This is a genomic window from Magnetospirillum sp. 15-1, from assembly GCF_900184795.1.
Taxonomy (GTDB): domain Bacteria; phylum Pseudomonadota; class Alphaproteobacteria; order Rhodospirillales; family Magnetospirillaceae; genus Phaeospirillum.
This window is the reverse complement of sequence record NZ_FXXN01000026.1, coordinates 526,935-549,635: the sequence shown is the minus strand read 5'-3', so window position 1 is coordinate 549,635 and position 22,701 is coordinate 526,935. Positions and strand designations below refer to the sequence as shown.

Genomic DNA, 22,701 nt, shown 5'->3' with positions numbered 1-22,701 from the left:
GGCTCCCGGCCGGGATGGTGTTTTCAGTCGCTTAAGTCGCCTTCATCTTCCCACTCGAGTTCGGTCCACCACTCGGCCTCGAAGCCGTCGCAGGTTTCACCGTAGGCTCGGCACATGAAACAACCGTCACCGCGCGTGAAGGTAACGTCCTCGACCGGCGGATAACGGAGCAGCAGGGCCGCGCCGGCCTCTCGCGCGGCCGCCTCAGCATCGTTCATCGGCCGATCCGGCAACTCGCGAATGCCGCACCGGTAAAGCCGCTCGGCCCCCTCCGGGTACAGGACGGAGTTCTCCGCGTCGATATGGCGCCAGAGCGCGTGCGAGTAGCGAATCGCTAGAGCCTCAAGCCGAACGCGATCGTCCTCGGATTGCGGCCTTTGTTCGAGCAACGGCGTCATCTCGCGCAGCCACCCTCCCATCTCGGCGTGCTCGTGCGCGACGGCATACAATGGCCCGCGGTCGCCCGGCAGTTCCGCCTCCGTCACGAGCGCCTCGAAGAACACGCCCTCCTCACGATCGTGATGGAAATGACCCGCGAACTCGGTGAAGAACGCGGCGAAGCGTCCGCCGTCATCCGGGTCCGCAGTCCCGTTGACGAGTCCGCCGACATACGTGCGAAGGGACCCCAGCATCTGGTCGATCAGCACGTGTTCGTCTTGGAGGGTGTCGATCAGTTTCATCGTCGTTTCATCCTGGTATACCGCTCCGATCCCCATGCGCCACCCCCGGCACTCGCACCGTGCCGCCTCCACGCCGCTTCGGCGCCAGGTATGTTTGATCGGGCCGAGGGAGATATCTATGACGTTCATCAACAGCGCCGCCGCCGGGGGCACCTTGGTTCGCTGTGCCGCGTCATCCGAACATGGCGCAGTCGCAAGCTCGTGGGGGGGGGGGCGGTTTGGGTCGGCTTTTGCCGAAGTGGTGCGCCGCAAGGTATCGGCTGTTGCCCGCTCACTTTCCGAAACCCGCCTATCCGCTTCCGGCTCTTCTGCCCCCCAGCCCCAATTCGACTGCCCCGCATGTGCGGGATCAGTACGGTTCCTTCGAAGGGGGGCGCAAACGAGAAGGCCGCCGGACGAACCGGCGGCCTTTTCTGACGCTCTTGCAGGGACGGTCCCAGGGGCGGTGTCGCGCACCGCCACAACCCCTCTGGGTTGTGAACCATCTCCAAGTCACCGTACGTGCATTACGGCGGCTGTTAGGTGGCGGGAACTCCCGTCACCCGAAAATAGTCGCTCAAATCCGCCAAAAAAGCAAGGTCTTTTCCCTGTGACCATGGTTATAGGGATGGCTCGTAACGGGGGAATTATGCCTTGCCGCGGGCGATGAAGTCGGGATTGAGGAACTTGGGCGCCTTGCCATAGGCCATGGGGGTGCCGTCGAAGGTGGTGACGCTGCCGCCCGCCGCCAGCAGCACGGCGCTGGCCGCCGCGATATCCCACTCGCAGGTGGGGCCGAAGCGGGGATAGAGGTCGGCGGTACCTTCGGCCACCAGGCAGAATTTCAGCGACGAGCCGGCGAAGCCCAGGGTGGCGCCGGGGAACTGCTTCAACCATGTGTCCATGGCTTCGGGATTGCGGTGCGAGCGCGATGTCTGGACCACCGCGCCGGTGGCGGGTAGCGGGCGGCAGGCGATGGGACGGCGGCCCTGGGCGTCTTCCTTGAAGGCGGAGGCGCCGGTGCCCGACCACAATTCGCCGCGCGCCGGGGCCAGCACCACGCCCAGCACCGGGACGCCGTCTTTGATCAGGCCGATATTCACGGTGAACTCGCCGTTGCGCTTGATGAATTCCTTGGTGCCGTCCAGGGGGTCGACCAGCCAGAACGGCCCGGCGCCGATCTCGGGGATGCGTCCGGCGGCCACGGATTCCTCGGCGACCACCGGCACGCCGGGGGTAAGGGCGGCCAGACCGGGCAGGATGATGGCCTCGGCCTTCTCGTCGGCCTCGGTGACCGGCGAGGCGTCGCTCTTGTCGCGCACGGCGAAATCGGCGCTGTCGTAGACCTCCATGATCACCGTTCCCGCCCGGCGGGCCAGGTCTTCCAAGGGGGCGAGCAGCGGGGACAGATCGGCGGGCAGGGTCATTCGAGCTTTCCGTTGAGGATGTTCCAGACCGCCAGCGGCGTGGCGGGCATGTCCATATGGCGGATATCCAGGGCGTTGCATAGGGCGTTGATCACCGCCGGTGCCGCGCCGATGGTCCCGGCCTCGCCGGCTCCCTTGAGGCCCAGGGGATGGGTGCGGCAGGGGATTTCCACCGTGGAGAAATCGAATTCGGGGATATGGGCGGCCCTGGGCACCGCGTAGTCGATCAGGCTGGAGGTCAGCGGCTGGAAGCTTTCCGGATCATACACGGCGTGTTCCAGCAGGGCCTGACCGATGCCCTGGACGGCGCCGCCGACGATCTGGCCCCGAAGCAGCAGCGGATTGAGCACGGTGCCCACGTCGTCGACGATGGTGTAGCGCAGGATCTCGGTCTCGCCGGTTTCGGGGTCGACCTCCACCTCGCAGACATGGCAGCCGTTGGGAAAGGTCGAGGCCGGCGGGCGAAAGCGCAAATTGGCCGCCAGCGGCGCTCCCGTCTCGGCCAGCACCTGGGCGAAGGAGACCGAGCCGCCCGCCGCCCGGTAGTGGCCCGCCTCGAACTCTGCCCGTTCGGCCTGCAGGAGGCTGGCCGCCAAGGGGCGGAGATGCTCGATAAAGGATTCCACGGCGGAGGCGATGGCGCCGCCCTGCTGCGACAGCGAGCGCGAACCGCCGGTGCCGCCGCCATTGGCGATGCGCCGCGTGTCGCCCTGCACCACCCGGATACGGTCGAAATCGAGGCCCAGCTCGGCGGCGACCATCTGGGCATAGGCGGTTTCGTGGCCCTGGCCGCTGGACTGGGTGCCGACCAGGATTTCGGCGCGGCCGTCGGGAGTCAGCGTCAGGCCGACGTCTTCGCCCGAGGTGCCGCCGCAGATCTCGATGTAATAGGCCAGCCCGATGCCGCGCCGCTTGCCCCTGGCTTCGCTTTCCGCCCGCCGTGCCGGGAATTCCGCCCAGGCGGAGCGTTCCAGCGCCACGTCCATCAACCGGGCGAATTCGCCGGAATCATACGTGTGCAGCCCGGCGCTGGCATAGGGGAAGGCATCGGGTGGGATGAAGTTGCGCTTCCTGATCTCCACCGGTGACAGCCCGGTGTCGCGGGCCGCCGCCTCCACCAGCCGCTCGATGAGATAGGCGGCCTCGGGCCGCCCGGCGCCGCGATAGGCGTCGGTGGGGGTGGTGTTGGTGTGGATGCAGCGCACCCGGGCGTGAAAGGCGGGAATGTCGTAGACCCCGGTCAGCATGCCGGTGCCGGCCAGGGTGGGGATATAGGCGCCGTAATTGGAGATATAGGCGCCGAGATCGGCCACCGTTTCCACCTGCAGCCCCAGGAAGCGGCCGTCGCCATCCAGGGCCAGCCGGCCGGTGCTGACATGGCCGCGGCCGTGGGTGTCGGTCAGGAAGCTTTCGGTGCGGTCGGCGGTCCACTTGACCGGCCGGTCGAGCATGCGCGCCGCCACCAGGGCCATGGCCTGCTCGGGGAACGGACTGATCTTCAGGCCGAAGCCGCCGCCCACGTCGGGGGTGATGACGTCCAGCGCCTCGGGCGTGATGCCCAGCACCGGCGCCAGATGGTCGCGGATCTCGTGCACCCCCTGGCTGCCGGCGGTCAGTTCCAGCCGTCCGCCGGGCAGCGGCCGGGCCAGACAGGCGCGCGGCTCCATGGCGGTGGGGGCCAGGCGGTTGTTGATCAGGTCCAGTTCCACCACGCGGGCGGCGCGGCCAAAGGCCTCGGTCACCCTGGGCGCGTCGCCCATCTCCCAGACGAAGGCATCCTCGGCGATGGGGGGCAGGGAATGATAGTCCACCAGCACCGCCTCGGCGGCGTCGCGGGCCTGATCCAGGGTTTCGGCCACCACGAAGGCCACCGGCTCGCCGGCATGGCGGACCCGTGGTCCGGCGATGACGGGCCGCGGCGGCGGCGGCGGAGCGCCGGCCGGCAGGAAGCCGCAGACCATGGGGCCGACGCCCTGTTCCGCCATCTCGGCGCTGGTGAGCACCAGCAGCACGCCGGGCATGGCCCGCGCCGCCTCGGCCTCCACCGCGATATCGGCATGGGGCAGCAGCGAGCGCACCACCATGCCGTATGACTGACCGGTCAGATTGAGGTCGTCGGTATAGCGGCCCCGCCCGGTAAGGAAACGCTGATCCTCGACGCGGACACGGCTTTGGCCGAAACCGAAGCGCTTCACTTGCCGATCTCCACCGCCTGGAAGCGCGAGGCCTTGAAGCCGGGCGACCAGTGATCGGCGGCCATGCCGGCCTTGGCCTTGAGATGGGCGAGGAACTGGTGCTTGTCGGGCAATTGCTCCCACACCGAGGGCAGGAACAGGGCGCGCCGCCCGCCGTCCTCGATGATCAGCCCGTCCACACGGGGGCGAAGCTGTGCCAGCATGTGCTCCTGGTCCTGGAAGGCCATGGGGATTGGAGGCGTCAGCACCGAGAGCGAAAGGGTGAGGCCGTCCATCTCCTCGGGCCTGAGCGGCGGGAAGCGCGGGTCCTTGAAGGCCGATTTGAAGGCGTTGTCCACCACGTCCTCGGCCAGGGGACGCCAGGCGATCACCGAACCGATGCAACCGCGCAGATTGCCGTGGCGGGTCAGCGTCACGAACACCGCGCCGGGCCGGCCCAGGACGCCGGGGCGCCCCTCGGACGTATCGGGAGGCGGCGCGGCGGGGGCGCCGGTCTCCAGCCCGTGACGGATGGAGGCCCAGGCCAGGTCCACCAAAGTGGAACCCGCGGCTTTGATGGCGTCGGTCTGCCCGTCCATGGTCTCCTCCGTCTCGAACAGCGCCCAGGAGCCGTAGCCCACCACCCGGTCCCTCGGCCCGGCGGTATCGCCGGAATTGCGCACGTCAAGCGTTACGATCTCCAGGCCCTTGCGTTTGGCCACGGTCAGCAGGCCACCCACCGGAATGCGGCCGCAGGCTCCCTCGCGGGCGATGGCGGCGGGGTTCATGTGCTCGATGGCGGCGACGGTGGCGCCGTCGGTGCTGCGGCATTGCTCGTAGGGCAGATAGTGGGAGAGGTCGGTGGAGACGACGATCAGGGTCTCCGGCCCGCCCCACAGGGCGTCCAGCAGCCCGGCCACCATGTCGGGCGAGGCGTCGCCGATCACCACCGGCAGCAGGGTGAACTGGCCGAGGGTGGCCTGCAGGAAGGGAACGTGCACCTCCAGGGAATGCTCCTGCGCATGGGCCTGATCCAGCACGCCCACGCCGGGCACGCCCGCCAGACGCGACCAGTCCTTGTCCAGCGCGACGGCGCCCAGCGGCGAGGCCCAGTGGTCGGCCGAGGACAGCGCCATACCCTGGAAAGCCACCCGGTGGCTGGGGCCCAGCAGCACCACGCGGGCATAGCTGCCCCGGAAGGGCTTCACGAGGGCATAGGCGCCGGCCGCCACCGGGCCGGAATAGACCCAGCCGGCATGGGGCGCGATCAGCGCCTTGGGCCGCCGCCCGGCGCAGGGCGCGGCAACGGCACCGTCGAGAAAGGCGGTAAGCTGCCGGTTGGCCTCGGCGAAATCGGCGGGATAGAACTGTCCGGCCACGGCGGTGGGGCGAATGGCGGTCATGGCGACCTCGGGCGCGAAAATGTGATGACGATATGGTACTCTTCCCCCATGAACGACGCCATCCAGGGTTCGCATTTTCCCGGACGCTACTGGCATACCCTCGAGGACGGGCGGGTGCAGTGCGACGTCTGCCCGCGCGAGTGCAGGCTGAACGACGGGCAGCGCGGCCTGTGCTTCGTGCGCGCCAATGACGGCGGCAAGATGATGCTGACCACCTATGGCCGCTCATCGGGGTTCTGCGTCGATCCCATCGAGAAGAAGCCGCTCAACCATTTCCTGCCCGGCACGCCGGTCCTGTCGTTCGGCACGGCGGGCTGCAATCTGACCTGCAAATTCTGCCAGAACTGGGACATCTCCAAGGCGCGTGAGATCGACAAGCTGAACGATGCCGCCGATCCCGACATGATCGCACGGGCGGCGGTGGAGCTGGGCTGCCGCTCGGTGGCCTTCACCTACAACGATCCGGTCATTTTCCTGGAATACGCCGTGGACGTGGCCAAGGCCTGCCACGCGCGCGGGCTGAAGACGGTGGCGGTGACGGCGGGCTACATCAAGCCCGAGGCGAGGGCCGAGTTCTACGCCCACATGGACGCCGCCAATGTGGATCTGAAGGCCTTCACCGAGGACTTCTACCACCGCCTGTGCGGCGCCCATCTGGAGGCGGTGAAGGACACCCTGGTCTATCTCAGGCACCAAACCGGCGTGTGGTTCGAGGTCACCACCCTCCTGATCCCCGGCGAGAACGACTCACCGGAGGAGATCGACGCCCAGAGCCGGTGGATGATGGCGGCGCTCGGTCCCGACGTGCCGCTGCACTTCTCCGCCTTCCATCCCGACTGGAAGATGCGCGACAAGGACAACACGCCGCCGGCCACCCTGACCCGGGCGCGCGACATCGCCATGAAGAACGGCCTGCGCTATGTCTATACCGGCAACGTCCACGATCCGGCGGGCGGCGGAACCTATTGTTCCGGCTGCGGCGCCCTGCTGATCGGGCGGGACTGGTACGAACTGTCCACCTGGGCGCTGACCCCGGAGGGGCATTGCCGCGCCTGCGGCACCCTTCTGCCCGGCCGCTTCGAGGCCCGGCCCGGCACCTGGGGGCGCAAGCGGCAGCCGGTCAGGTTCGAGCGCTGAAGCCTGTTCAGTACCGGCCGGGACGATCGGGAGACAGGCCGTTGACGCGGGGGGCGTCGCCGAAGGAAGAACCGCCGGCCCCCGGAGTCAGGGAAAACGACCACCCGCCATGATCGGCGCGGCCGTCCGAGGCGCGCCCGCGGTTGGGGCTGCCATCCTCGGAGCGGCCGGTCATCGCCTCGACCCGTTCGTCGGGTTCGGCGAGTTCGCGCCCGGAGGGGATGCCGGACGGGACCGAGGAGGTGGACCAGGCCAGCGCCGGATGCGCGGCGACGGACAGGACGAACGAGATGACGAGCAGGCGGCGGACCATGGGGACACCTCATTGAGCGGATGATGCTGTATACCACCGTCTTGCTGACAAGCCCATTGCGGCGGCGGCTATTACTGCAGTTGGGGCCGCAAGCGGGTTTCCTCCAATTCGCCCCGCTGTTCCAGGATGGGATAGGCCACCGACAGGATATGGGCGTTGATCCGCTTGAGGTCGCGCAGGATGTCGAGATGCAGCGCGCTGGTTTCGATACTCTCCTTGCGGCCGTCGCGGATGCGGGCCAGATGGGCTTCGGTGGCGTTACGCTCCAGCGCCCGCAGCTCCACCTTGTCTTCCACCAGTTGCCGGGCGAGCTTGGCATCGCCCGAGACGAAAACGCTCATGGCCAGCCGCAGCTTGGCCAGGGTCTGGACGAACATGGCGTCGATATCGGCGAAGCCCTCGGGGGAGAACGACAGGTGGTTCTTGATCTTGCGCTCCGCCAGATCCTTCAGGTTGATGTCTATGATGTCGCCGATGTGCTCCAGGTTGATTGCGAAGGTCATGATGTCGCTGCTGCGAATCCGCTCCGCCGCGTCCAGGTCGTCATTGGGCAGCCGGCTGAGATACAGCTTCACCGCTTCGTGCAGGGCGTCGACCACATCGTCGCGCCGTCCGATCTCGGCCAGTGGTTTCGGGTCATTGGAACGCAGGGCGTCCAGGCTGAGGCGGAGCATGCCATCGACTGTGTCGCCGATGCGTAGCGTCTCGCGCGTTGCCGCGCTGATGGCGACGGCGGGAATGTCCAGCGCCGTTTCATCCAGGTAGCGCGGCCGCTTGGGGTCCTCTGCGGCGGTTTCGTCGGGCCGCAGCCGGGTCAGCAGCCTTCCCATGGGGCCGACCAGAGGCAGGAACAGCACCGCCAGGGCCAGATTGAAGACGATGTGGAAATTCATCAGCCGGGTGGCCGGATCGTCGCCCAGGTGGCGCAGCAGGTCGGCGCTGGTGTCGAGCCACGGCAGCACCAGAAGGCAGCCGGTGGCGCGGAGCAGCAGGTTGCCCAGCGGAATCCGCTGCGCCGCCGGCTTGTCGTGGCCGGCCTCCAGCGCCGGGGCCAGGGCACTGCCCAGATTGGCGCCCAGGATCAGGGCGATGCCGAAGGGCAGGCCAAAGGCGCCCTTGGCCGCCAGCGGCAGGATCAGCAGGATGGAGGCGACGCTGGAATGGGCCATCATGGCCAGGAGGGCGGCGACCACCAGCCCGGCCAGCCAGATTCCGTCCAGGTCGTGCAGCACCCGGCGCAGTCGGGCCGATTCGCGGATGGGCTCCGACGCGCCGTCCAGAAGATGCAGCGCCAGCAGCATCAGGCCCAGACCGATGGCGATGCGGGCCAGATGGCGCCGCCGTCCCTCGCCCGAGCGGAACAGGATGACGCCGGCCAGCACCAGAAAGGCCGATAGCGGCGCCACATTGAAGGTCAGCAGCTTGGCGATCAGGCTGGTGCCCACATTGGCCCCCAGCATGACCGACTGGGCCATGGCGGTGCTCATCAGGCCGCGCCCGGCGAACGAGGCGGTCATCAGGCAGGTGGCGGTGCTGCTTTGCAGCGCCAGGGTCACCCCCAGCCCGGCGAACATCGCCCTGACCCGGTCGTTGGAAGCCAGGGCGATTCCGCGCCGCAACTGCGAGCCGAAGGCCCGGGTCATTCCGGTTCCGACCATGCGCAGCCCCCACAGCAGCAGGGCGGCGGCTCCCAGAAGGTTGACGAGGATCAGTATCTCGGACATCGCCGGCGCCTCCCGCGGGTCTCTTTGTCATAAAACTGTCATATTTATACGACAAAACGATATCGCATCGATATCATATTTTGGATGTAGGGCGGGTATGGGCGCGAGAGCGGGCTTCCCGCATCGGCCGTATTCACATTCCCGCCGAATGTGGTAAAGCTTCCCGCCTCTCGTCCTGATGGATTTCGAGACATATGGTGAAGCGCTGGTTGCCGTGGGTCCTCAAAGGGGGACTTTCAATCGGACTGATCTGGTTCGTGTTTTCCAAGGTCGATCTGGCGTCCGCCTGGACCCAGGCCAAGACGCTTGATCCCACCATGCTGGTCTTCACCCTGCTGCTCGGGCTGATCCAGGTGGGCATCGGCGCCTTTCGCTGGTGGATCGTGCTGCGTGCCCTGAAGGCGGCATTCACCGCCGTCCAGGCCTTCATCGTCTATTACATCGGCATCTTCTTCTCCATCGTGCTGCCCGGCGCGGTGGGCGGCGACGCGGTGCGCATGTGGAAGGCCCGCCGGTCGGGTCTGGCGCTGGCGGCCAGCGTCAATTCGGTGATGCTGGAGCGGGTGGCCACCGTGCTGGGCCTCGTGTTGCTGGTCACCGCCACCCAGCCGTTGCTGCTGGCCCGGGTCCCCAATATTCCCGGCTCGTGGGTGTTTCCGGCCCTGTCGGTGCTGGGTGTTCTCGGCATCCTGTTCCTGTCGGTGCTCGACCGGCTGCCCCAGCGCCTGCATCACATGCGGGTGGTGCGCGGCCTCTACCATCTGGCCGGCGACACGAGGCGGCTGTTCTTCAGCGCCAAATGGGGCGGTCCCACCCTGATCGTGGCGATCATCGGCCACGTGAATCTGTCGCTGCAGGTTTACTGCCTGGGCAAGGGGCTGGGGCTCGGCATCGACATCATCGACTGCCTGGTGCTGGTGCCGCCGGTGATCCTGATCATGACGCTTCCCATCTCCATCGCCGGCTGGGGCCTGCGCGAGACGGCCATGGTCGCCGCCTTCGGCTATATCGGCGTCGAGGCCCACTCGGCCCTGGTGCTCTCCATCCTGTTCGGCCTGGGCAATCTGGCCACCGCCCTGCCCGGCGGCGTCGTCTGGCTGATGTCCGGCGACCACCTGAAGACCGACGAGATCGAGCACATGGAGCAAGAGGCCGAGGAAGAGGCGGAGCGGCAGGCGGAAAACGTCTAGTTTATCCGGTTCGCCGATCGCCTGAATTTGGCATACCCCCTTTCCTTCCCGGCTCAGCGCGCTACATTGGGACAAGTGAATCCATCCCAATGTCCGTAGCCGCGAGGATGTCCATGAAGATCGCCTTTTCCAAGCCGTCGCAGCCCACCACCGGCGCCATCGCCGTCGGTATCCTTGAAGGCAAGGTGCTGACCGGCGCCGCCCAGGCGCTCGACGCCCAGGCCAAGGGCGGCATCAGCCGCGCCATCGCCGCCTCGGGCCGCTTCGAGGGCAAGAAGGGCCAGACGCTGCTGATCCTCGCCCCCGCCGGGCTGGAATTGACCCGCGTGCTGCTGGTCGGCCTGGGTAAGGCCAAGGATCTGGACGCCCTGGCGGCGCAGGCCTTCGGCGGCACCGTGGTCGGCCAGTTGCAGACTTCGGGCGACGCCGACGTGGCGGTGACGCTGGACGTCATCCCCGGTTCGCCGCTGTCGCCGGCCGAGTTCGCCGCCCAGGCGGCGCTGGGCGCCCGCCTGCGCTCGTACCGCTTCGACAAGTACATGACCAAGCAGAAGAAGGAGGATAAGCCCTCCTTGAAGAAGCTGACCCTGCTGACCGACGCGGCGACCGATGCCAAGGGCGCCTTCGTCACCCTGGACAAGGTGGCCGACGCGGTGTTCCTGACCCGCGACGTGGTGAGCGAGCCCGCCAATGTCATTCACCCCGAATCCCTGGCCGAGAAGGCCGAGAGCCTCAAGGACCTCGGCGTCGAGGTCGAGGTGCTGGGCGAGAAGCAGATGAAGAAGCTGGGCATGGGCTCGCTGCTGGGCGTCGGCCAGGGCTCGGACCGCGAGTCCAAGCTGGTGGTCATGCGCTGGTCCAACGCCGCCAAGAAGGACGAGGCGCCGGTGGCCTTCGTCGGCAAGGGCGTCACCTTCGATTCCGGCGGCATCTCCATCAAGCCGGGCGCCGGCATGGAGGACATGAAATGGGACATGGCGGGGGCCGGCGCGGTGATCGGCGCCATGGCCGCGCTGGCCGGGCGCAAGGCGCGTGTCAACGCCGTCGGCGTGGTCGGGCTGGTGGAGAACATGCCGTCGGGCACCGCCCAGCGCCCCGGCGACGTGGTGACTTCCATGTCGGGCCAGACCATCGAGGTGATCAACACCGATGCCGAGGGCCGTCTCGTGCTGGCCGATGCCCTCTGGTACACTCAGGACCGCTTCAAGCCGAAGTTCATGGTCGATCTCGCCACGCTGACCGGCGCCATCATCATTGCCCTCGGCAATGAATACGCCGGCCTGATGTCCAGCGACGACAAGCTGGCCGACAGGCTTACCGCCGCCGGCAAGGCGGTGGACGAGAAGCTGTGGCGTCTGCCGCTGGGCGAGTCCTACGACAAGCAGATCAAGTCCGACATCGCCGACATGAAGAATGTCGGCGGCCGGGAAGGCGGCTCCATCACCGCCGCCCAGTTCCTCAAGCGCTTCACCAACGACGTGGCCTGGGCCCACCTGGACATCGCCGGCATGGCCTGGAGCAAGAAGGACGCCGCCACCTGCCCGAAGGGCGCCACCGCCTTCGGCGTGCGCCTGCTGGACCGGCTGGTGGCCGATTTCTACGAGGAGAAGGGGGGCAAGTAGCCCTTGCGCATCACGTTCCGCTCCCGTCCCGCCACGCCCGACGGCGCCATCGCCGTCGGGCTGTGGCGGGGGCGTCTCGCCACGCCGTCCTTTACCGCCCTGGACGGCGATGGGTCCCTGTCCAGGGCGCTGAAGCGCCTGGATTTCGACGGCGATGCCGAGGAGACGGAACTGCTGCTGGCGCCCAGGCCGCCGCTCGACCTCCTGGTGGTGTTCGGGCTGGGCAAGGGGCGCAAGCTCACACCCAAGAAGTTGCGCCGCATAGGCGGTGCCCTGCTGGACGAGTTGGACGAGAGCCGCGCCAAGGCGGTCACCGTGTTCGTCGACCTGCCGCCCGATCAGGTGGCGGAGTTGGCCTATGGCCTGCGGCTCAAGGGTTATCGCCCGCTGTCCAAATACCGCACCAAATATGATCCCGACGACGAGGACGATATCCAGCCGGTGCTGGAAAGCGTGGTCATCGCCTGCGCCGAGCCGGAAGAGGCGGAGCGGCTTTTCGCGGCCCGCGAGGCGGTGGCCCAGGGGGTGTTCCTGGCCCGCGACCTCACCGACGAGCCGGGCAACGCCCTGGGGCCGCAGGATTTCGTCGAGCGGGCCCGTCTGCTGACCGCCCTGGGGGTCGAGGTCACCGTGCTGGACGAGGCGGCCATCCGGGATCAGGGCCTCAACCTGCTGGCGGCGGTGGGACAGGGCAGCGCCCGGCCGCCCCGGCTGGTGCTGCTGCGCTGGAAGGGGGCGGAGGGCAGGCCGCTGGTCCTGGTGGGCAAGGGCATCACCTTCGATACCGGCGGCATCACCATCAAATTCGACGACGAGGACATGGACGCCATGAAGGCCGACATGGCCGGGGCTGCGGCGGTGACCGGCGCCATCCGCGCCGTGGCGGGACGCAAGGCCAAGGCCCATGTCTGCGGCGTGCTGGCCCTGGCCGAGAATATGCCGTCGGGCTCGGCCCAGCGGCCCGGCGACGTGGTCATGTCCTTCTCGGGCCAGAGCGTCGAGGTGATCGACACCGACGCCGAGGGCCGTCTGGTGCTGGCCGATGCCCTGGCCTGGGCGGCGGCGACTCTCAAGCCCGCCGCCATGGTGGACATCGCGACGCTGACCGGCACCACCGAGGAATTACTCGACGCTGAATACGCCGGTCTCTACGCCAATGACGATCCGCTGGCCCAGCGGCTGCTCAGGCATGCCAAGGCGGAGGACGAGCCGCTGTGGCGGCTGCCGCTGACCAAGGCCTGCGACGAGGATATCAAGTCGGACATCGCCGATCTCAGGCACTGCGCCTGGGGCGACGTGCCCGACAACGACGACGCGGCCCGTTTCCTCGAGCATTTCGTGCCCGAAGGTCTGCCCTGGGCCCATATCGACATGGCGGGCCGGGAATTCGCCGACGAGGACGATCCGCTGTGCCCCGAGTCGGCGACGGGATATGGGGTCAGGCTGTTCGACGCATTGGCGGGCGGGTAGGGGCAAGGACACACCACGAAGGCTCGAAGGCGCGGCTGTCCGGTTTAATTTTCGGCGAAAGGTTCGAGGGGCTGAGCCAAGGCGGGGTCCAGCCGTTCATAGACACGGATGGACCCGGATGCCGCTTCGCGGCCACGGATTATGAAACTGCCATGCCCGTGTTCATCCGCGAGCGGTGCGAAGCGCCGCATCCGTGCTCTCCGTGTCTTATGACTCCGGTCCGGCCGCCTCAAATTAAACCGGACAGCCGTGGTCGGAAGGCGGCTATGACCCGGGACGGGCCCTTGGCGCCGACTGGACGTCGTGGGCGATGGCCTGCAGCAGCAACTGGAAGCCCAGGATGGTCGGCATGGCGGCCAGCATGACCGTGCCGGCGGTGCGCGGCACGCCGCTGGCCAGCGAGGCGATCCACTGCCCGATGCCCTCGGCCAGACCGAAGGCCAGCAGCGGCACGCCGATCAGCAGATAGAGCGAGGCGATGGTGAAGTCGCTGATGAAGTAGCGGAACAGCAGGCGCTTCAGGAAGCCCCTCAGCAGCAGCGGCGGGAAGTCGCGCAGCACGCTGACCACCGACAGCGAGGATTCCTCGTCGCCGTAGCGGGCGGGCATGGCCACGTCCTCCACCGGCAATCCGGCCATGCCCAACTGGATCAGCATGTCGCTTTCGAAGAAATAGCGCTCGGCCAGACGGCCCAGGTCCAATTCCTCCAGCGCCCGGCGATGGATGGCGGTGTAGCCGTTGGTGGGGTCCATCACTCCCCACTGGCCCGACGCCGCCTTGACCAGGAAGGACAGCGCCGAATTACCGATCAGGCGGACCGGCGGCATGGCCTTCAGCTCGGGCAGGTGGCGGAAGCGGTTGCCCTTGGTGTAATCGACGCGGCCCGAAGCCAGCGGCTCGATCAGCCTGGGCAGCTCCGCCGGGTCCATCTGGCCGTCGCCGTCCATCTTGACGCAGATGTCGCAGCCCAGTTCCAGGGCGCGGACATAGCCGGTGACCACCGCGCCGCCGACGCCCTTGTTGACGGCATGGCGGATCACCTCGACGCGCGGATCGGCGACCCTGGCCGCCACCTCGCCCGAACCGTCGGGGCAGCAATCGTCGACCACCAGGATATGGGTGACGGATCGGGGAATGCCGGCCAGCACCGCCTCCATGTGGCGGGTCACCTTGTAGCTGGGAATGATCACGGCGATCTTCATGACGGCTGGGATTATACCCACGGCTCGCCGGAACGCCATTCCCATGGTAAATGTGGGGCATGACCCAGATCGGCTTCTATCACCTGATGCGCCTGCCGCTCGAACAGGCATTGCCCAAGCTGCTGGACAAGGCGCTGGCCGCCGGCTTCCGTGCCGTGGTGCTGGCCGGTTCCGCCGAGCGGGTGGAGGTTCTGAACGACCGCCTGTGGACCTTCGAGCCGGATTCCTGGCTGCCTCACGGCTCGGCCAGGGACGGCGAGGCGGCGCAGCAGCCCATCTGGCTGACCGACACCGACGAAAACCCCAACGGCGCCACCATCCTGGTGATGTGCGACGGTGCCGCGTCGGAGAAAGTGGCCGAATTCCAACGCTGCCTGGACCTGTTCGACGGCAACGATCCCGAGGCGGTGGAGAAGGCGCGCGAACGCTGGAAACGCTGGAAGGCCGAGGGGCATCAACTGGTTTACTACCAGCAAAATTTTAGCGGCGGATGGGAAGAAAAATCAAGGACTTAGCGATAGAGCAATTCATACACATTGCCCAAAAAGGGGCGTTAAAGTACTGTTTTATACACAGTTTCTACACAGAAATGCGGTTGTGCGCATTAAGTAATTAGCAATTAAAGGTTGTAAATGCCGGAAAAAGGCCGAGCCAAGGGCAAGGGAATGCGGACCAAATACGCATTCCCTGAGTGGCCCGGCCTGGTGATCTATCAGCGCAAGGACGCCGGGGACAATTGGTACGTCCGCTTCCCCCTCAAGGTTAAGGGGTTCCGTCCCTACAAATTCCAGCTTCTCCGCGAGGGGGGCGAAAAGGATGGCGCCCCGACGACGAACATCGACACCGCCAAGCAATGGGCCTTGATGCAGTACGGCGCGGTGCTGAACGCCGTGAAGAAGGGTGACGTCGGATCGCTGTTCGACAAGACCCTCGACGAGGTGATCTCGGAATATGTCGCGGAGGTCAAGATGGACCCCACGCGCGGTAAGTCGGCCATCAAGCGCGCCGTCCATTCGGCCATTCCGCTTCGACGCTATTTCAGGGAATGCGGGATACGGATCATCGGGCGGCTCACCACCGAGATCGCCAAGGGCTACATCAACTGGCGGCTGGCACAAAGTTCCTATCGTGGCACTCCCATCGCGCCAACGACGGTGATGCACGAAATGCAGATCCTCAACCAGATCTTGGATCATGCCGTCGATAAGCGGTACATCCGCTACCAGGATCGCCCCAAGGCGACCTTCAGCGTCAGCCTCAAGAAGCGGACCAAGCGCGACGGCTTCACCTCGGACGAATGGAAAATCCTGGAAGACTGGCTGTGGGAATGGCCCACCTTGACGGTGAACGGTAGAACGCGGGAGCGCCGCGAGCATCTCCGGGATTACTGCATCTTCCTCTATTACAGCGGCATGCGCCCCGGCGAGGCGATGAACCTCCAGAACCGCGACATCCACATTCAGGACGCCGCCAACGGCGAGGAAATGGTCATCCTCGACCTCAATGAAGGCAAGACCGGGGAGCGGGACGTGGTGGCCATGCCCGAGGTCGCGGATGCCATCCGGCGGCTGAGAAAGCGGGAAATCGCGACTGGCCCGAACGACTTCCTGTTCATCAATGAGCACGGAGAGAAGCTCGGGGTGCCCAGCGCCACCTTCTCCCGGATGCTCGAAGACCTTTATCTTGAGAAGGACGCCGATCTGCGGATCGGACGGACGAACCAGAAGCGGACACCGTATTCCCTTCGCCACACCTATGCCGATACCCGTCTCATGGAAGGCGATGTCAATGTCTTCGACCTGTCGGAGAACATGGGCACCTCGGTGCAGATGATCAAACACCACTACAAGCATGCGAGGAACAGCGCCAAGGCCAAGGAGTTGACGCATGTGAAGCCCGAATTCAAACCGAAGACCGGAACCGTCGAGCAGCTCGTTGATGCGGCTCGGAAGGCCGGAAGAAAGACGGAAAAGTCGAAACCGAAGGGGCAGCGATTTCCCTATTTGGTCCTGGCCGAGGATGAGGAATAGACTGTGTTTTTCCCCGTAGACGCTCAGCGCGGCCCGCCGCTATAGCAGCGCAACGGGCGCAAGGCCCATCCCGGATACACGTCTTTGGGGAGCGTGGCGAGGGCAGAGTGGCGTATTTGCTGACTGTTTTGCGGAAACGTACGGACCGCTCTCCAGGTACTTCACGCAAGGAGTTAGCGGGGGCGTTGTTCGGGATGATATTTTGCGGAAGAGTAAGCCGAACCATCATGGCTCTGCCGTGCATGTCGCCACGCACGGCAGTTGAACCTTAAGCGGCCTTGCCGGGCTTCTTGCGCGATGCGAGCGCCGCGTTCATCGCGGCATCCAACTCGCCCGCCTTCACGGCGTCGATCACCGTCTGGATCGTCGGAACCAGCTTGTCCTTGGTCCCGATCTCGATGGCGTTCTGGTCCTTGGCGAGGCTCAGCACGGTGTTGGCATAGCGGAGTTCGAGGAACCACTTGCCGCTCAGGTCGTGCCAGTACCTCCAACTGTCGGGACCTCTTCTTGGGGTCATTCAATAATTCATTGAGGAAATACGCCATCTCCCCATCACCCTCCAATATTTCAGTGTCCAATTCATCGTCACCATCCAGCACTTTCCGAGAGACTAGGCGCCCACTGAGCCCGTGATGAAATGGTACACGAACAGATCGATAGAAGTTGTTGAGCCAATTTTTCTCCATCAAATTTATAACGTCATACCTGTAGAGGTCATCGACACTCTCCGCAAACATATGGCCGCGTCCGGTTCCATCAGATCCTTCGAGTTCTTTATCTATTTTTGCCAGGTCGGCTCGCCCTGTAATGGCCGCGTTGCGCCTGGACACCTGGGTTCCCAACAGATCTCGAAGCCAAAGTTCGAGCAATGTGGTCGAGAGGACGATAGCTGAGAGCAGAAGGCCCGCATCGATCGACCGAGAAATCTCCGCGATGAAAAAGCTCGCGCTCCGGCCATCTGGGCGGACCGCTTTGAAGTTCTGCTGGATTCTGCGAAATCGCTTTGCCTTGGCATGGTGAAGCTGCTGCTCAATAGGACGCGGGTCCATGGTCATGGTCTATAGGCTCCCGATCCTCATGGATATTTCGTCGCATGGCGGCTGATATAGGAGTGAAGCGCCTCGAAACTCATCTTCTGGTGTCGAGTGTCAAGCATCTTGCTCGTTATCGACGATAATGCCTTGGGGGCTTACATCAAGTAAATTCCCCTCACCTCTCCTCCTTCGTCAGCCACACATCGGCGAACTCTGATGTCCGGCTCTTGGTGTTGTCGTGGCCGTAATGGCGGTGGACCATTTCGGGGCTGGTGCCGAGATTGAGCGCCACCAGCCGCACATCCATGCGGAGCGGTTTGTCGGCGGACTTACATGATGTAAGTTGGGTTCTGTTGTGGTCTGAAGGGGCAAAATTAATACGAATTATATAAATTAGTAAATACTAATACACAGTTTTTACACAGTTAACTATTTAGCGCTGTAACTCATTGAAAATAGACATGAAAAATCGCAATGCGGTTTACTACCAGCAGACCGAACGCGGCGGCTGGGAAGAGAAGGCGCGGGGGTAGGCGCTATTCGTAGCGCGTGATGTCCAACTTTTCCGGTGAATCGGCCACCAGTTGCAGGGCGATGGTGCCGTTGCCGGTGCGGATCAGCAGTTCAAGGAACCAGGTGCCGTCTTCCAGTTCCATGGGCTGGGCGGCGCCGATATAGCTGACCCCTTCCACGTCCATGCTCAGGCTGTGGTTGTCGTTGAACGAAATGGCCGCGACCTTCATGGCCGGAAACTCCTTCTGGACGCGGAAATGAGAGTCGCCCAATTGGCCGGCGTCGTCAATGTATCGGAAGGCCTTGGGGTATCGGAAGGCCTTGGGGTATCGGAAGGCCTTGGGGTATCGGAAGGCTTTGGGGTATCGGAAGGCTTTGGGATGCCGGAAGTCCTTGGGATGCCGAGGGGGTAGGGGCCTCGCGGCAGGCCGGCAGCGCCACCAGGAAGCGACAGCCCCGGCCTTCCTCGGACTCCACCCAGATGCGTCCGTGGTGGGTGGTGACGATCTTGCGGCAGATGGCCAGACCGATGCCGGTACCTTCGTATTCCCCCTCGCCGTGCAGGCGCTGGAACATTCCGAAGATGCGCTCGAAATGCTCGGGTCCGATCCCCATGCCGTTATCCTCGACGGCAATCACCCAGTCGGGGCCTTCGCGCCGGGCGCCGATCCTGATTTCGGGCCGGCGGTCGGGGTGGCGGTACTTGACCGCGTTGCCGATCAGGTTCTGGAACAGCCGGGCCAACTCGCTGGGAATGCCGGGGAGGGTGGGCAGCGGGGATTCGACGGTCACCGAGGCCTCGCCGCCGCCGCCGTCGTCCAGGCCGAGATTGGCGCAGGCGGTGGTGACGGTGTCCTCCAGGTTCACATCGGTGAAATCCTCGCTGCCGCGCCCGACCCGCGAGTAGTCCAGCAGCCCCTTGATCAGGGCATCCATGCGCTTCACGCCCGAGACGGTATAGCCGATGAATTCGCGCGATGTGTCGTCCAGGCGATCACCCAGGCGGCGTTCCATCAGGGTGACGTAGGAACTGACCATGCGCAGCGGCTGGCGCAGGTCATGGGAGGCCACGTAGGCGAACTGCTCCAGCTCGGCGTTTGAGCGGGCCAGTTCGGCGGTCCTGGCCTGCAACTCCGCCTCGAAGCGGTTGCGGTCGGAGACGTCGACCACGATGCTGCTGAGATAGGCGCGGCCGCCCACGTGCAGCGGGGAGGTGTAAACCTCCACGTCGCGGATATCGCCCGAGGACAGGCGGTGCCGGAAGCGCAGGAACTTGCGCCCCTCGTGCTCCACCGCCGCCATCTCCCGCTCGATCTCCTCGGGCGTGGCGATGTTGATGTCGCTGATCTGCATCCGCTTCAGCACTTCGACGGGATAGCCGTAGAACAGCGCCGCGGAATCGTTGGCATCGGTGATGGCGCCGGTCTTGGGGTCGATCAGCAGCTTGATGGCCGGGTTGCGGTGGAAACTCTGGCTGTAAAGCTCCTCGCGTTCCGAAATGGCCTGCTGGGCCCGGTGGGAATCGGTAACGTCGCGTCCGACCGTCTGATAGCCGGTCAGGTTGTCCAGCGTGTCGTACAGCGCCGTGGTCCGCCATTCGATCCAGCGCTCCTGCCCATCGGGCATCACCACCCGGCGATGGTCCTCGCGATAGGGCTGGACGTGGTTCAGGGACTGCAGACAGGACAGGATGAAGGGACGTTCCTCCTCGGGGATGAAGGCGATCCACTTGCGGCCGATCAGTTGATCGGGCTGCTCGCCGTAGAAGCGGGCATAGGCCCGGTTGACGGTCAGCAGCGTGGTATCGGGGGCGTAGCGGTGGATCAGGTCGTCCTGGTCGTTGACCAGGATGCGGTAGCTCTCCTCGCTGGCCTTCAGCGCCGCCTCGGCCCTGTGGCGTTCGCGCTCGCGCCGTTCCAGCAGGATCGTGGCCGCCAGGAGCAGGGCGGAGAATAACAGGCCGGCGCCGCCCATGATCAGCGTGTTGATGGTCCAGCGCCGCAGCGCCGCCCGGGTGGTGATGCCCACCGAGATCACGATGGGATGCCGCTCCAGCACCTGATAGGACGCCAGACGCTCCATGCCGTCGAAGATGCTGGGGGCGATGAAGGTGCCGGTGCGGGCCTTGGGCAGATGCTGGGTGAACAGCGGGCCGGAGCGGATGGAACTGCCCATGTGGCGGCCGGGATCGGGCAGGCGGGCCAGCACGTCGCCGTCCAGATTGGTGATCACCGCCCGGTCGATCTCGCCCTCGACCACGCCGCTCAGCGTTTCGGAGAAGAATTCCGGGTTCAGGGCCGCCGCCACCACGCCGGCGAAGGTCCCCACCGGGCTGATGATCGGCCGCGCCACCACCAGGCCGAGCCGGCCGGTGATGGGACTGACGGTGGGAGGCGCGACGATCAGGCCGGCATGGAACGGTGCCTTGGTCGCCGCCTCGAAATAGGGGCGGTTGCGGAGATCGACGCCCACCATGGAGGCCAGGGTGCTGAGCTTGACGCGGCCGTCGGTGCCGATGAGAAAGACGGTGCGGACCTCGGGGAAGGCGCCGCTGCGATAGCTCATCAGGGCCAGCAGGTCCGCTGGATTGGTGCCGTCCAGGGAACGGGCCGCCGTTTCCTGGAACAGCTGATCGACGCCGCGGAGCGAGCCGGATATGCGCTCGGCCACCACGCGGGTCAGCGCCGCGGTCAGGCGGCCGCTGTCGTTGAGCGAATCGCTCCGGTCCCGCCAGGCGAGCAGGGCGCCGCTGACCCAGACGACCAGCAGTACCGCCGTCGTGAAGGCCAGCGGCCGGTATGACCTGGCAATGACGTTCAGCCCATCCCCCTGTCGCTGCGCCTCGGTTCAGTCGCCCTCGATCTCGCCCATGGCCGCCTGCAGATAATTCTGCATCCCCACCTTGGCCATCAGGTCGATCTGGGTTTCCAGCCAGTCCATATGCTCCTCGGTATCCTCGAGGATTTCCGCCAGTTCGTCGCGGGTGACGAAGTCCTGTTTGGATTCGCACAGCGCAATGGTCTCCACCAGCGCCCTGTGCTCGCCCTGCTCCATCTTCAGGTCGGCGGCCAGCATCTCGGCCACCTCCTCGCCGATGTTGAGCTTGCCCAGGTCCTGCAGGTTGGGCAGCCCCTCCAGGAAGAGGATGCGCTCGATGACCTCGTCGGCCTGCTTCATCTCCTCGATGGAGTATTTGTAGATGACCTTGCCCAAATCCTTCAGGCCCCAGTTCTTCAGCATGCGGGCGTGCAGGAAGTACTGGTTGATGGCGGTCAGGTGCAGTTTCAGGACGCCGTTCAGGTGGCGCAGGATCTCCTTGTCGCCCTTCATGACGCACCTCCGGAAATGTCGCCGGCCGCCGATTGCAGGTAGTTCTGCAGGCCCATGCGCTCGATCAGACCCAACTGCTGCTCCAGCCACAGGGTATGGTCCTGTTCGGTATCCTCGAGAATCTTGCCCAGGATACGCCGCGTGTCGTAATCGCCTTCGTCCTCGCAATGGGCGATGGCTTCCTTCAACTCGGCGATGACCTCGATTTCCAGGGCGAGGTCGGCCTTCAGCATGGACGGCACATCCTTGCCGATGGTCGGCGCCGGCCGCTTGGAAATATCGGGAGTCCCTTCCAGGAACAGGATACGGCGAATCAGCAGATCGGCGTGGCCGATCTCGTCCTGACGCTCGTGGTCGATGCGCTCGTACAGTTTATGCAGGCCCCATTCATGGTACATGCGGGCGTGCACGAAATACTGGTCGGCGGCGACCAGCTCTCCGACCAAGAGTTTGTTGAGCCTGGATATGACGCTCTTCTTGCCTTTCATCGGCCGTCTCCTGATCGGGAATTAACCCTATGCCAGCCTAGCATCCCGCCTCGGGAAGGCAAGCGGACTATCGGCGTAGGCCCCTTACGTGGTGACGACCTCGCCCTTGATCCAGTCCCGGAAGGCGCGAATGGCCGGTGACTCGGCGCGGTCGGGCAGGCAGACCAGATGATAGGCGCTGGCCAGCGGGCGGCCGGGAAACAGGGCGACCAGCCGCCCGCTGGACAATTCGTCGGAAACCAGGGTCCGCCAGACCAGGGCGGCACCCAATCCGGCCAGGGCCGCTTCCACCACCAGCGAGGCGTCGCCGAACGGGCGAAGTTTCAGCGGTTCCTCGGGCACCGCCCCCATCTCGGCCAGCCAGCCGGGCCAGGTGGGAAAGGCGGTGTCCCAGCCCATGGACTCGTTGACCAGCAAGGTGGCGCGGGTAAGGTCGGACAGTTCGCCCAGGCTTGCCGCCAGACGGGGTACCGCCACCGCGATCACCTCCTCCAGGCGCAGGCGCTCCACCAGCAGGCCGGGATAGCGGCCCGAGCCGTAGCGGATGGCCACGTCCACCCCCTCGCGGTCCAGGTCCACCAGCCGCAAAGTGGCCGACAGGTGCAGGTCGATGCCGGGATGGGCCTCCTGGAACCGGGTCAGGCGCGGCACCAGCCAACGCCCGGCGAAGGCCGGCGGTGCCGACACCACCAGCGGCTTGGCCGGGCCGTCGGGGGCCAGACGCCCGACGGCCGAGGCCAGCCGATCAAAGGAATCGCTGAATTCCGGGGCGGCCAGGGCGGCCGGGCGGGTCAGCGACAGCCGCGCGCCGCGATGGAACAGCGTGACGCCCAGGATGTCCTCCAACTGCTTGATCTGCTGGCTGATGGCCGCCGGGGTGACGCCCAGTTCCTCGGCGGCGCGGGCAAAGGACAGATGACGGGCGGCGGCCTCGAAGGCATGCAGGGCGCGAAGCGGCGGCAGACGGCGGCGCATGATTAGATT

Annotated in this window: 20 protein-coding genes; 6 read left to right on the top strand and 14 right to left on the bottom strand. The window is 65.6% G+C overall.

Features of this window, described 5'->3' with window-relative positions:
• Positions 1-23: 23 nt before the first annotated feature.
• The 4 genes from CP958_RS18060 to amrB all read right to left on the bottom strand — a co-directional run bounded on the left by CP958_RS18060 (position 24) and on the right by amrB (position 5,663).
• Entirely contained in the window at positions 24-680 is a 657-nt protein-coding gene (locus CP958_RS18060; protein WP_096703637.1) for a hemerythrin domain-containing protein, read from the bottom strand.
• 626 nt (positions 681-1,306) lie between these two features.
• Positions 1,307-2,086 (bottom strand): 3'(2'),5'-bisphosphate nucleotidase CysQ, encoded by a 780-nt coding sequence (gene cysQ / locus CP958_RS18055; protein WP_096703579.1) that lies wholly within the window; start codon positions 2,084-2,086, stop codon positions 1,307-1,309.
• Positions 2,083-4,281 (bottom strand): xanthine dehydrogenase family protein molybdopterin-binding subunit, encoded by a 2,199-nt coding sequence (locus tag CP958_RS18050; RefSeq protein WP_096703578.1) that lies wholly within the window; start codon positions 4,279-4,281, stop codon positions 2,083-2,085. Before CP958_RS18050 ends, cysQ begins: the two co-directional genes overlap by 4 nt.
• Positions 4,278-5,663 carry an AmmeMemoRadiSam system protein B gene (gene amrB, locus CP958_RS18045; RefSeq protein ID WP_096703577.1) on the bottom strand — a complete coding sequence of 462 codons (1,386 nt, stop codon included), beginning with the start codon at positions 5,661-5,663 and terminating at the stop codon, positions 4,278-4,280. The genes CP958_RS18050 and amrB overlap by 4 nt, the downstream gene beginning before the upstream one ends.
• A gap of 48 nt (positions 5,664-5,711) precedes the next feature.
• Between amrB and amrS the strand changes: the two genes are divergently transcribed.
• A complete protein-coding gene (amrS, locus tag CP958_RS18040; RefSeq protein ID WP_096703576.1) occupies positions 5,712-6,800 on the top strand; it encodes an AmmeMemoRadiSam system radical SAM enzyme in 1,089 nt (362 codons plus the stop codon).
• A 7-nt stretch (positions 6,801-6,807) separates the two neighbouring features.
• Here amrS and CP958_RS18035 read toward each other — a convergent pair whose 3' ends face one another.
• Together CP958_RS18035 and CP958_RS18030 are read right to left on the bottom strand one after the other, a co-directional pair.
• Entirely contained in the window at positions 6,808-7,113 is a 306-nt protein-coding gene (locus CP958_RS18035; protein WP_096703575.1) for a hypothetical protein, read from the bottom strand.
• Between the two features lie 71 nt (positions 7,114-7,184).
• Positions 7,185-8,837 carry a Na/Pi cotransporter family protein gene (locus CP958_RS18030; RefSeq protein WP_096703574.1) on the bottom strand — a complete coding sequence of 551 codons (1,653 nt, stop codon included), beginning with the start codon at positions 8,835-8,837 and terminating at the stop codon, positions 7,185-7,187.
• A 194-nt stretch (positions 8,838-9,031) separates the two neighbouring features.
• Here CP958_RS18030 and CP958_RS18025 point away from each other — a divergent pair, with 194 nt between their 5' ends.
• The 3 genes from CP958_RS18025 (at position 9,032) to CP958_RS18015 (ending at position 13,119) form a co-directional block, all read left to right on the top strand.
• Positions 9,032-10,027, top strand: a complete 996-nt coding sequence (locus CP958_RS18025; protein ID WP_096703573.1) for a lysylphosphatidylglycerol synthase transmembrane domain-containing protein — start codon at positions 9,032-9,034, stop codon at positions 10,025-10,027.
• Between the two features lie 113 nt (positions 10,028-10,140).
• A complete protein-coding gene (locus CP958_RS18020; protein WP_096703636.1) occupies positions 10,141-11,649 on the top strand; it encodes a leucyl aminopeptidase in 1,509 nt (502 codons plus the stop codon).
• A 3-nt stretch (positions 11,650-11,652) separates the two neighbouring features.
• Positions 11,653-13,119 carry a leucyl aminopeptidase gene (locus CP958_RS18015; RefSeq protein WP_096703572.1) on the top strand — a complete coding sequence of 489 codons (1,467 nt, stop codon included), beginning with the start codon at positions 11,653-11,655 and terminating at the stop codon, positions 13,117-13,119.
• 264 nt (positions 13,120-13,383) lie between these two features.
• On the opposite strand, the gene CP958_RS18010 is transcribed toward CP958_RS18015, so the two are convergent.
• Positions 13,384-14,322, bottom strand: a complete 939-nt coding sequence (locus CP958_RS18010) for a glycosyltransferase family 2 protein (RefSeq protein WP_096703571.1) — start codon at positions 14,320-14,322, stop codon at positions 13,384-13,386.
• A gap of 59 nt (positions 14,323-14,381) precedes the next feature.
• On the opposite strand from CP958_RS18010, the gene CP958_RS18005 reads away from it, so the two are divergent.
• Positions 14,382-14,837, top strand: coding sequence for a DNA polymerase III subunit chi (locus tag CP958_RS18005; protein ID WP_096703635.1), 456 nt, complete (start codon positions 14,382-14,384; stop codon positions 14,835-14,837).
• 117 nt (positions 14,838-14,954) lie between these two features.
• Positions 14,955-16,352 carry a tyrosine-type recombinase/integrase gene (locus CP958_RS18000; protein WP_096703570.1) on the top strand — a complete coding sequence of 466 codons (1,398 nt, stop codon included), beginning with the start codon at positions 14,955-14,957 and terminating at the stop codon, positions 16,350-16,352.
• 268 nt (positions 16,353-16,620) lie between these two features.
• On the opposite strand, the gene CP958_RS17995 is transcribed toward CP958_RS18000, so the two are convergent.
• The 7 genes from CP958_RS17995 to CP958_RS17970 all read right to left on the bottom strand — a co-directional run bounded on the left by CP958_RS17995 (position 16,621) and on the right by CP958_RS17970 (position 22,692).
• Positions 16,621-16,869: a hypothetical protein gene (locus CP958_RS17995; protein WP_096703569.1), complete on the bottom strand. Its 249-nt coding sequence runs from the start codon at positions 16,867-16,869 to the stop codon at positions 16,621-16,623.
• A gap of 692 nt (positions 16,870-17,561) precedes the next feature.
• A complete protein-coding gene (locus CP958_RS27385; protein WP_277948890.1) occupies positions 17,562-17,693 on the bottom strand; it encodes a hypothetical protein in 132 nt (43 codons plus the stop codon).
• Positions 17,694-17,922: 229 nt separating this feature from the next.
• Positions 17,923-18,129, bottom strand: coding sequence for a hypothetical protein (locus CP958_RS17990; RefSeq protein ID WP_096703634.1), 207 nt, complete (start codon positions 18,127-18,129; stop codon positions 17,923-17,925).
• 55 nt (positions 18,130-18,184) lie between these two features.
• Positions 18,185-20,569: a PAS domain S-box protein gene (locus CP958_RS17985; RefSeq protein WP_242442973.1), complete on the bottom strand. Its 2,385-nt coding sequence runs from the start codon at positions 20,567-20,569 to the stop codon at positions 18,185-18,187.
• Between the two features lie 177 nt (positions 20,570-20,746).
• Positions 20,747-21,229 (bottom strand): bacterioferritin, encoded by a 483-nt coding sequence (gene bfr / locus CP958_RS17980; protein ID WP_096703567.1) that lies wholly within the window; start codon positions 21,227-21,229, stop codon positions 20,747-20,749.
• Positions 21,226-21,717 (bottom strand): bacterioferritin, encoded by a 492-nt coding sequence (gene bfr / locus CP958_RS17975; RefSeq protein WP_096703566.1) that lies wholly within the window; start codon positions 21,715-21,717, stop codon positions 21,226-21,228. The genes bfr (CP958_RS17980) and bfr (CP958_RS17975) overlap by 4 nt, the downstream gene beginning before the upstream one ends.
• Before the next feature lie 84 nt (positions 21,718-21,801).
• Entirely contained in the window at positions 21,802-22,692 is an 891-nt protein-coding gene (locus CP958_RS17970) for a LysR substrate-binding domain-containing protein (protein WP_096703565.1), read from the bottom strand.
• Between the last annotated feature and the right edge of the window lie 9 nt (positions 22,693-22,701).

Excerpts from the sequence above, each read along its gene's own strand:
- CP958_RS18005 (WP_096703635.1), top strand. The coding sequence starts at position 14,382 with ATGACCCAGATCGGCTTCTATCACCTGATGCGCCTGCCGCTCGAACAG.
- CP958_RS18030 (WP_096703574.1), bottom strand. The coding sequence starts at position 8,837 with ATGTCCGAGATACTGATCCTCGTCAACCTTCTGGGAGCCGCCGCCCTG.
- bfr (WP_096703566.1), bottom strand. The coding sequence starts at position 21,717 with ATGAAAGGCAAGAAGAGCGTCATATCCAGGCTCAACAAACTCTTGGTC.
- CP958_RS18035 (WP_096703575.1), bottom strand. The coding sequence starts at position 7,113 with ATGGTCCGCCGCCTGCTCGTCATCTCGTTCGTCCTGTCCGTCGCCGCG.
- CP958_RS17990 (WP_096703634.1), bottom strand. The coding sequence starts at position 18,129 with ATGAAGGTCGCGGCCATTTCGTTCAACGACAACCACAGCCTGAGCATG.
- bfr (WP_096703567.1), bottom strand. The coding sequence starts at position 21,229 with ATGAAGGGCGACAAGGAGATCCTGCGCCACCTGAACGGCGTCCTGAAA.
- amrS (WP_096703576.1), top strand. The coding sequence starts at position 5,712 with ATGAACGACGCCATCCAGGGTTCGCATTTTCCCGGACGCTACTGGCAT.
- CP958_RS18000 (WP_096703570.1), top strand. The coding sequence starts at position 14,955 with ATGCCGGAAAAAGGCCGAGCCAAGGGCAAGGGAATGCGGACCAAATAC.
- CP958_RS17995 (WP_096703569.1), bottom strand. The coding sequence starts at position 16,869 with ATGACCCCAAGAAGAGGTCCCGACAGTTGGAGGTACTGGCACGACCTG.
- CP958_RS27385 (WP_277948890.1), bottom strand. The coding sequence starts at position 17,693 with ATGGATGTGCGGCTGGTGGCGCTCAATCTCGGCACCAGCCCCGAAATG.
- cysQ (WP_096703579.1), bottom strand. The coding sequence starts at position 2,086 with ATGACCCTGCCCGCCGATCTGTCCCCGCTGCTCGCCCCCTTGGAAGAC.
- CP958_RS18010 (WP_096703571.1), bottom strand. The coding sequence starts at position 14,322 with ATGAAGATCGCCGTGATCATTCCCAGCTACAAGGTGACCCGCCACATG.
- CP958_RS18025 (WP_096703573.1), top strand. The coding sequence starts at position 9,032 with ATGGTGAAGCGCTGGTTGCCGTGGGTCCTCAAAGGGGGACTTTCAATC.
- CP958_RS17970 (WP_096703565.1), bottom strand. The coding sequence starts at position 22,692 with ATGCGCCGCCGTCTGCCGCCGCTTCGCGCCCTGCATGCCTTCGAGGCC.
- amrB (WP_096703577.1), bottom strand. The coding sequence starts at position 5,663 with ATGACCGCCATTCGCCCCACCGCCGTGGCCGGACAGTTCTATCCCGCC.
- CP958_RS18060 (WP_096703637.1), bottom strand. The coding sequence starts at position 680 with ATGAAACTGATCGACACCCTCCAAGACGAACACGTGCTGATCGACCAG.
- CP958_RS18020 (WP_096703636.1), top strand. The coding sequence starts at position 10,141 with ATGAAGATCGCCTTTTCCAAGCCGTCGCAGCCCACCACCGGCGCCATC.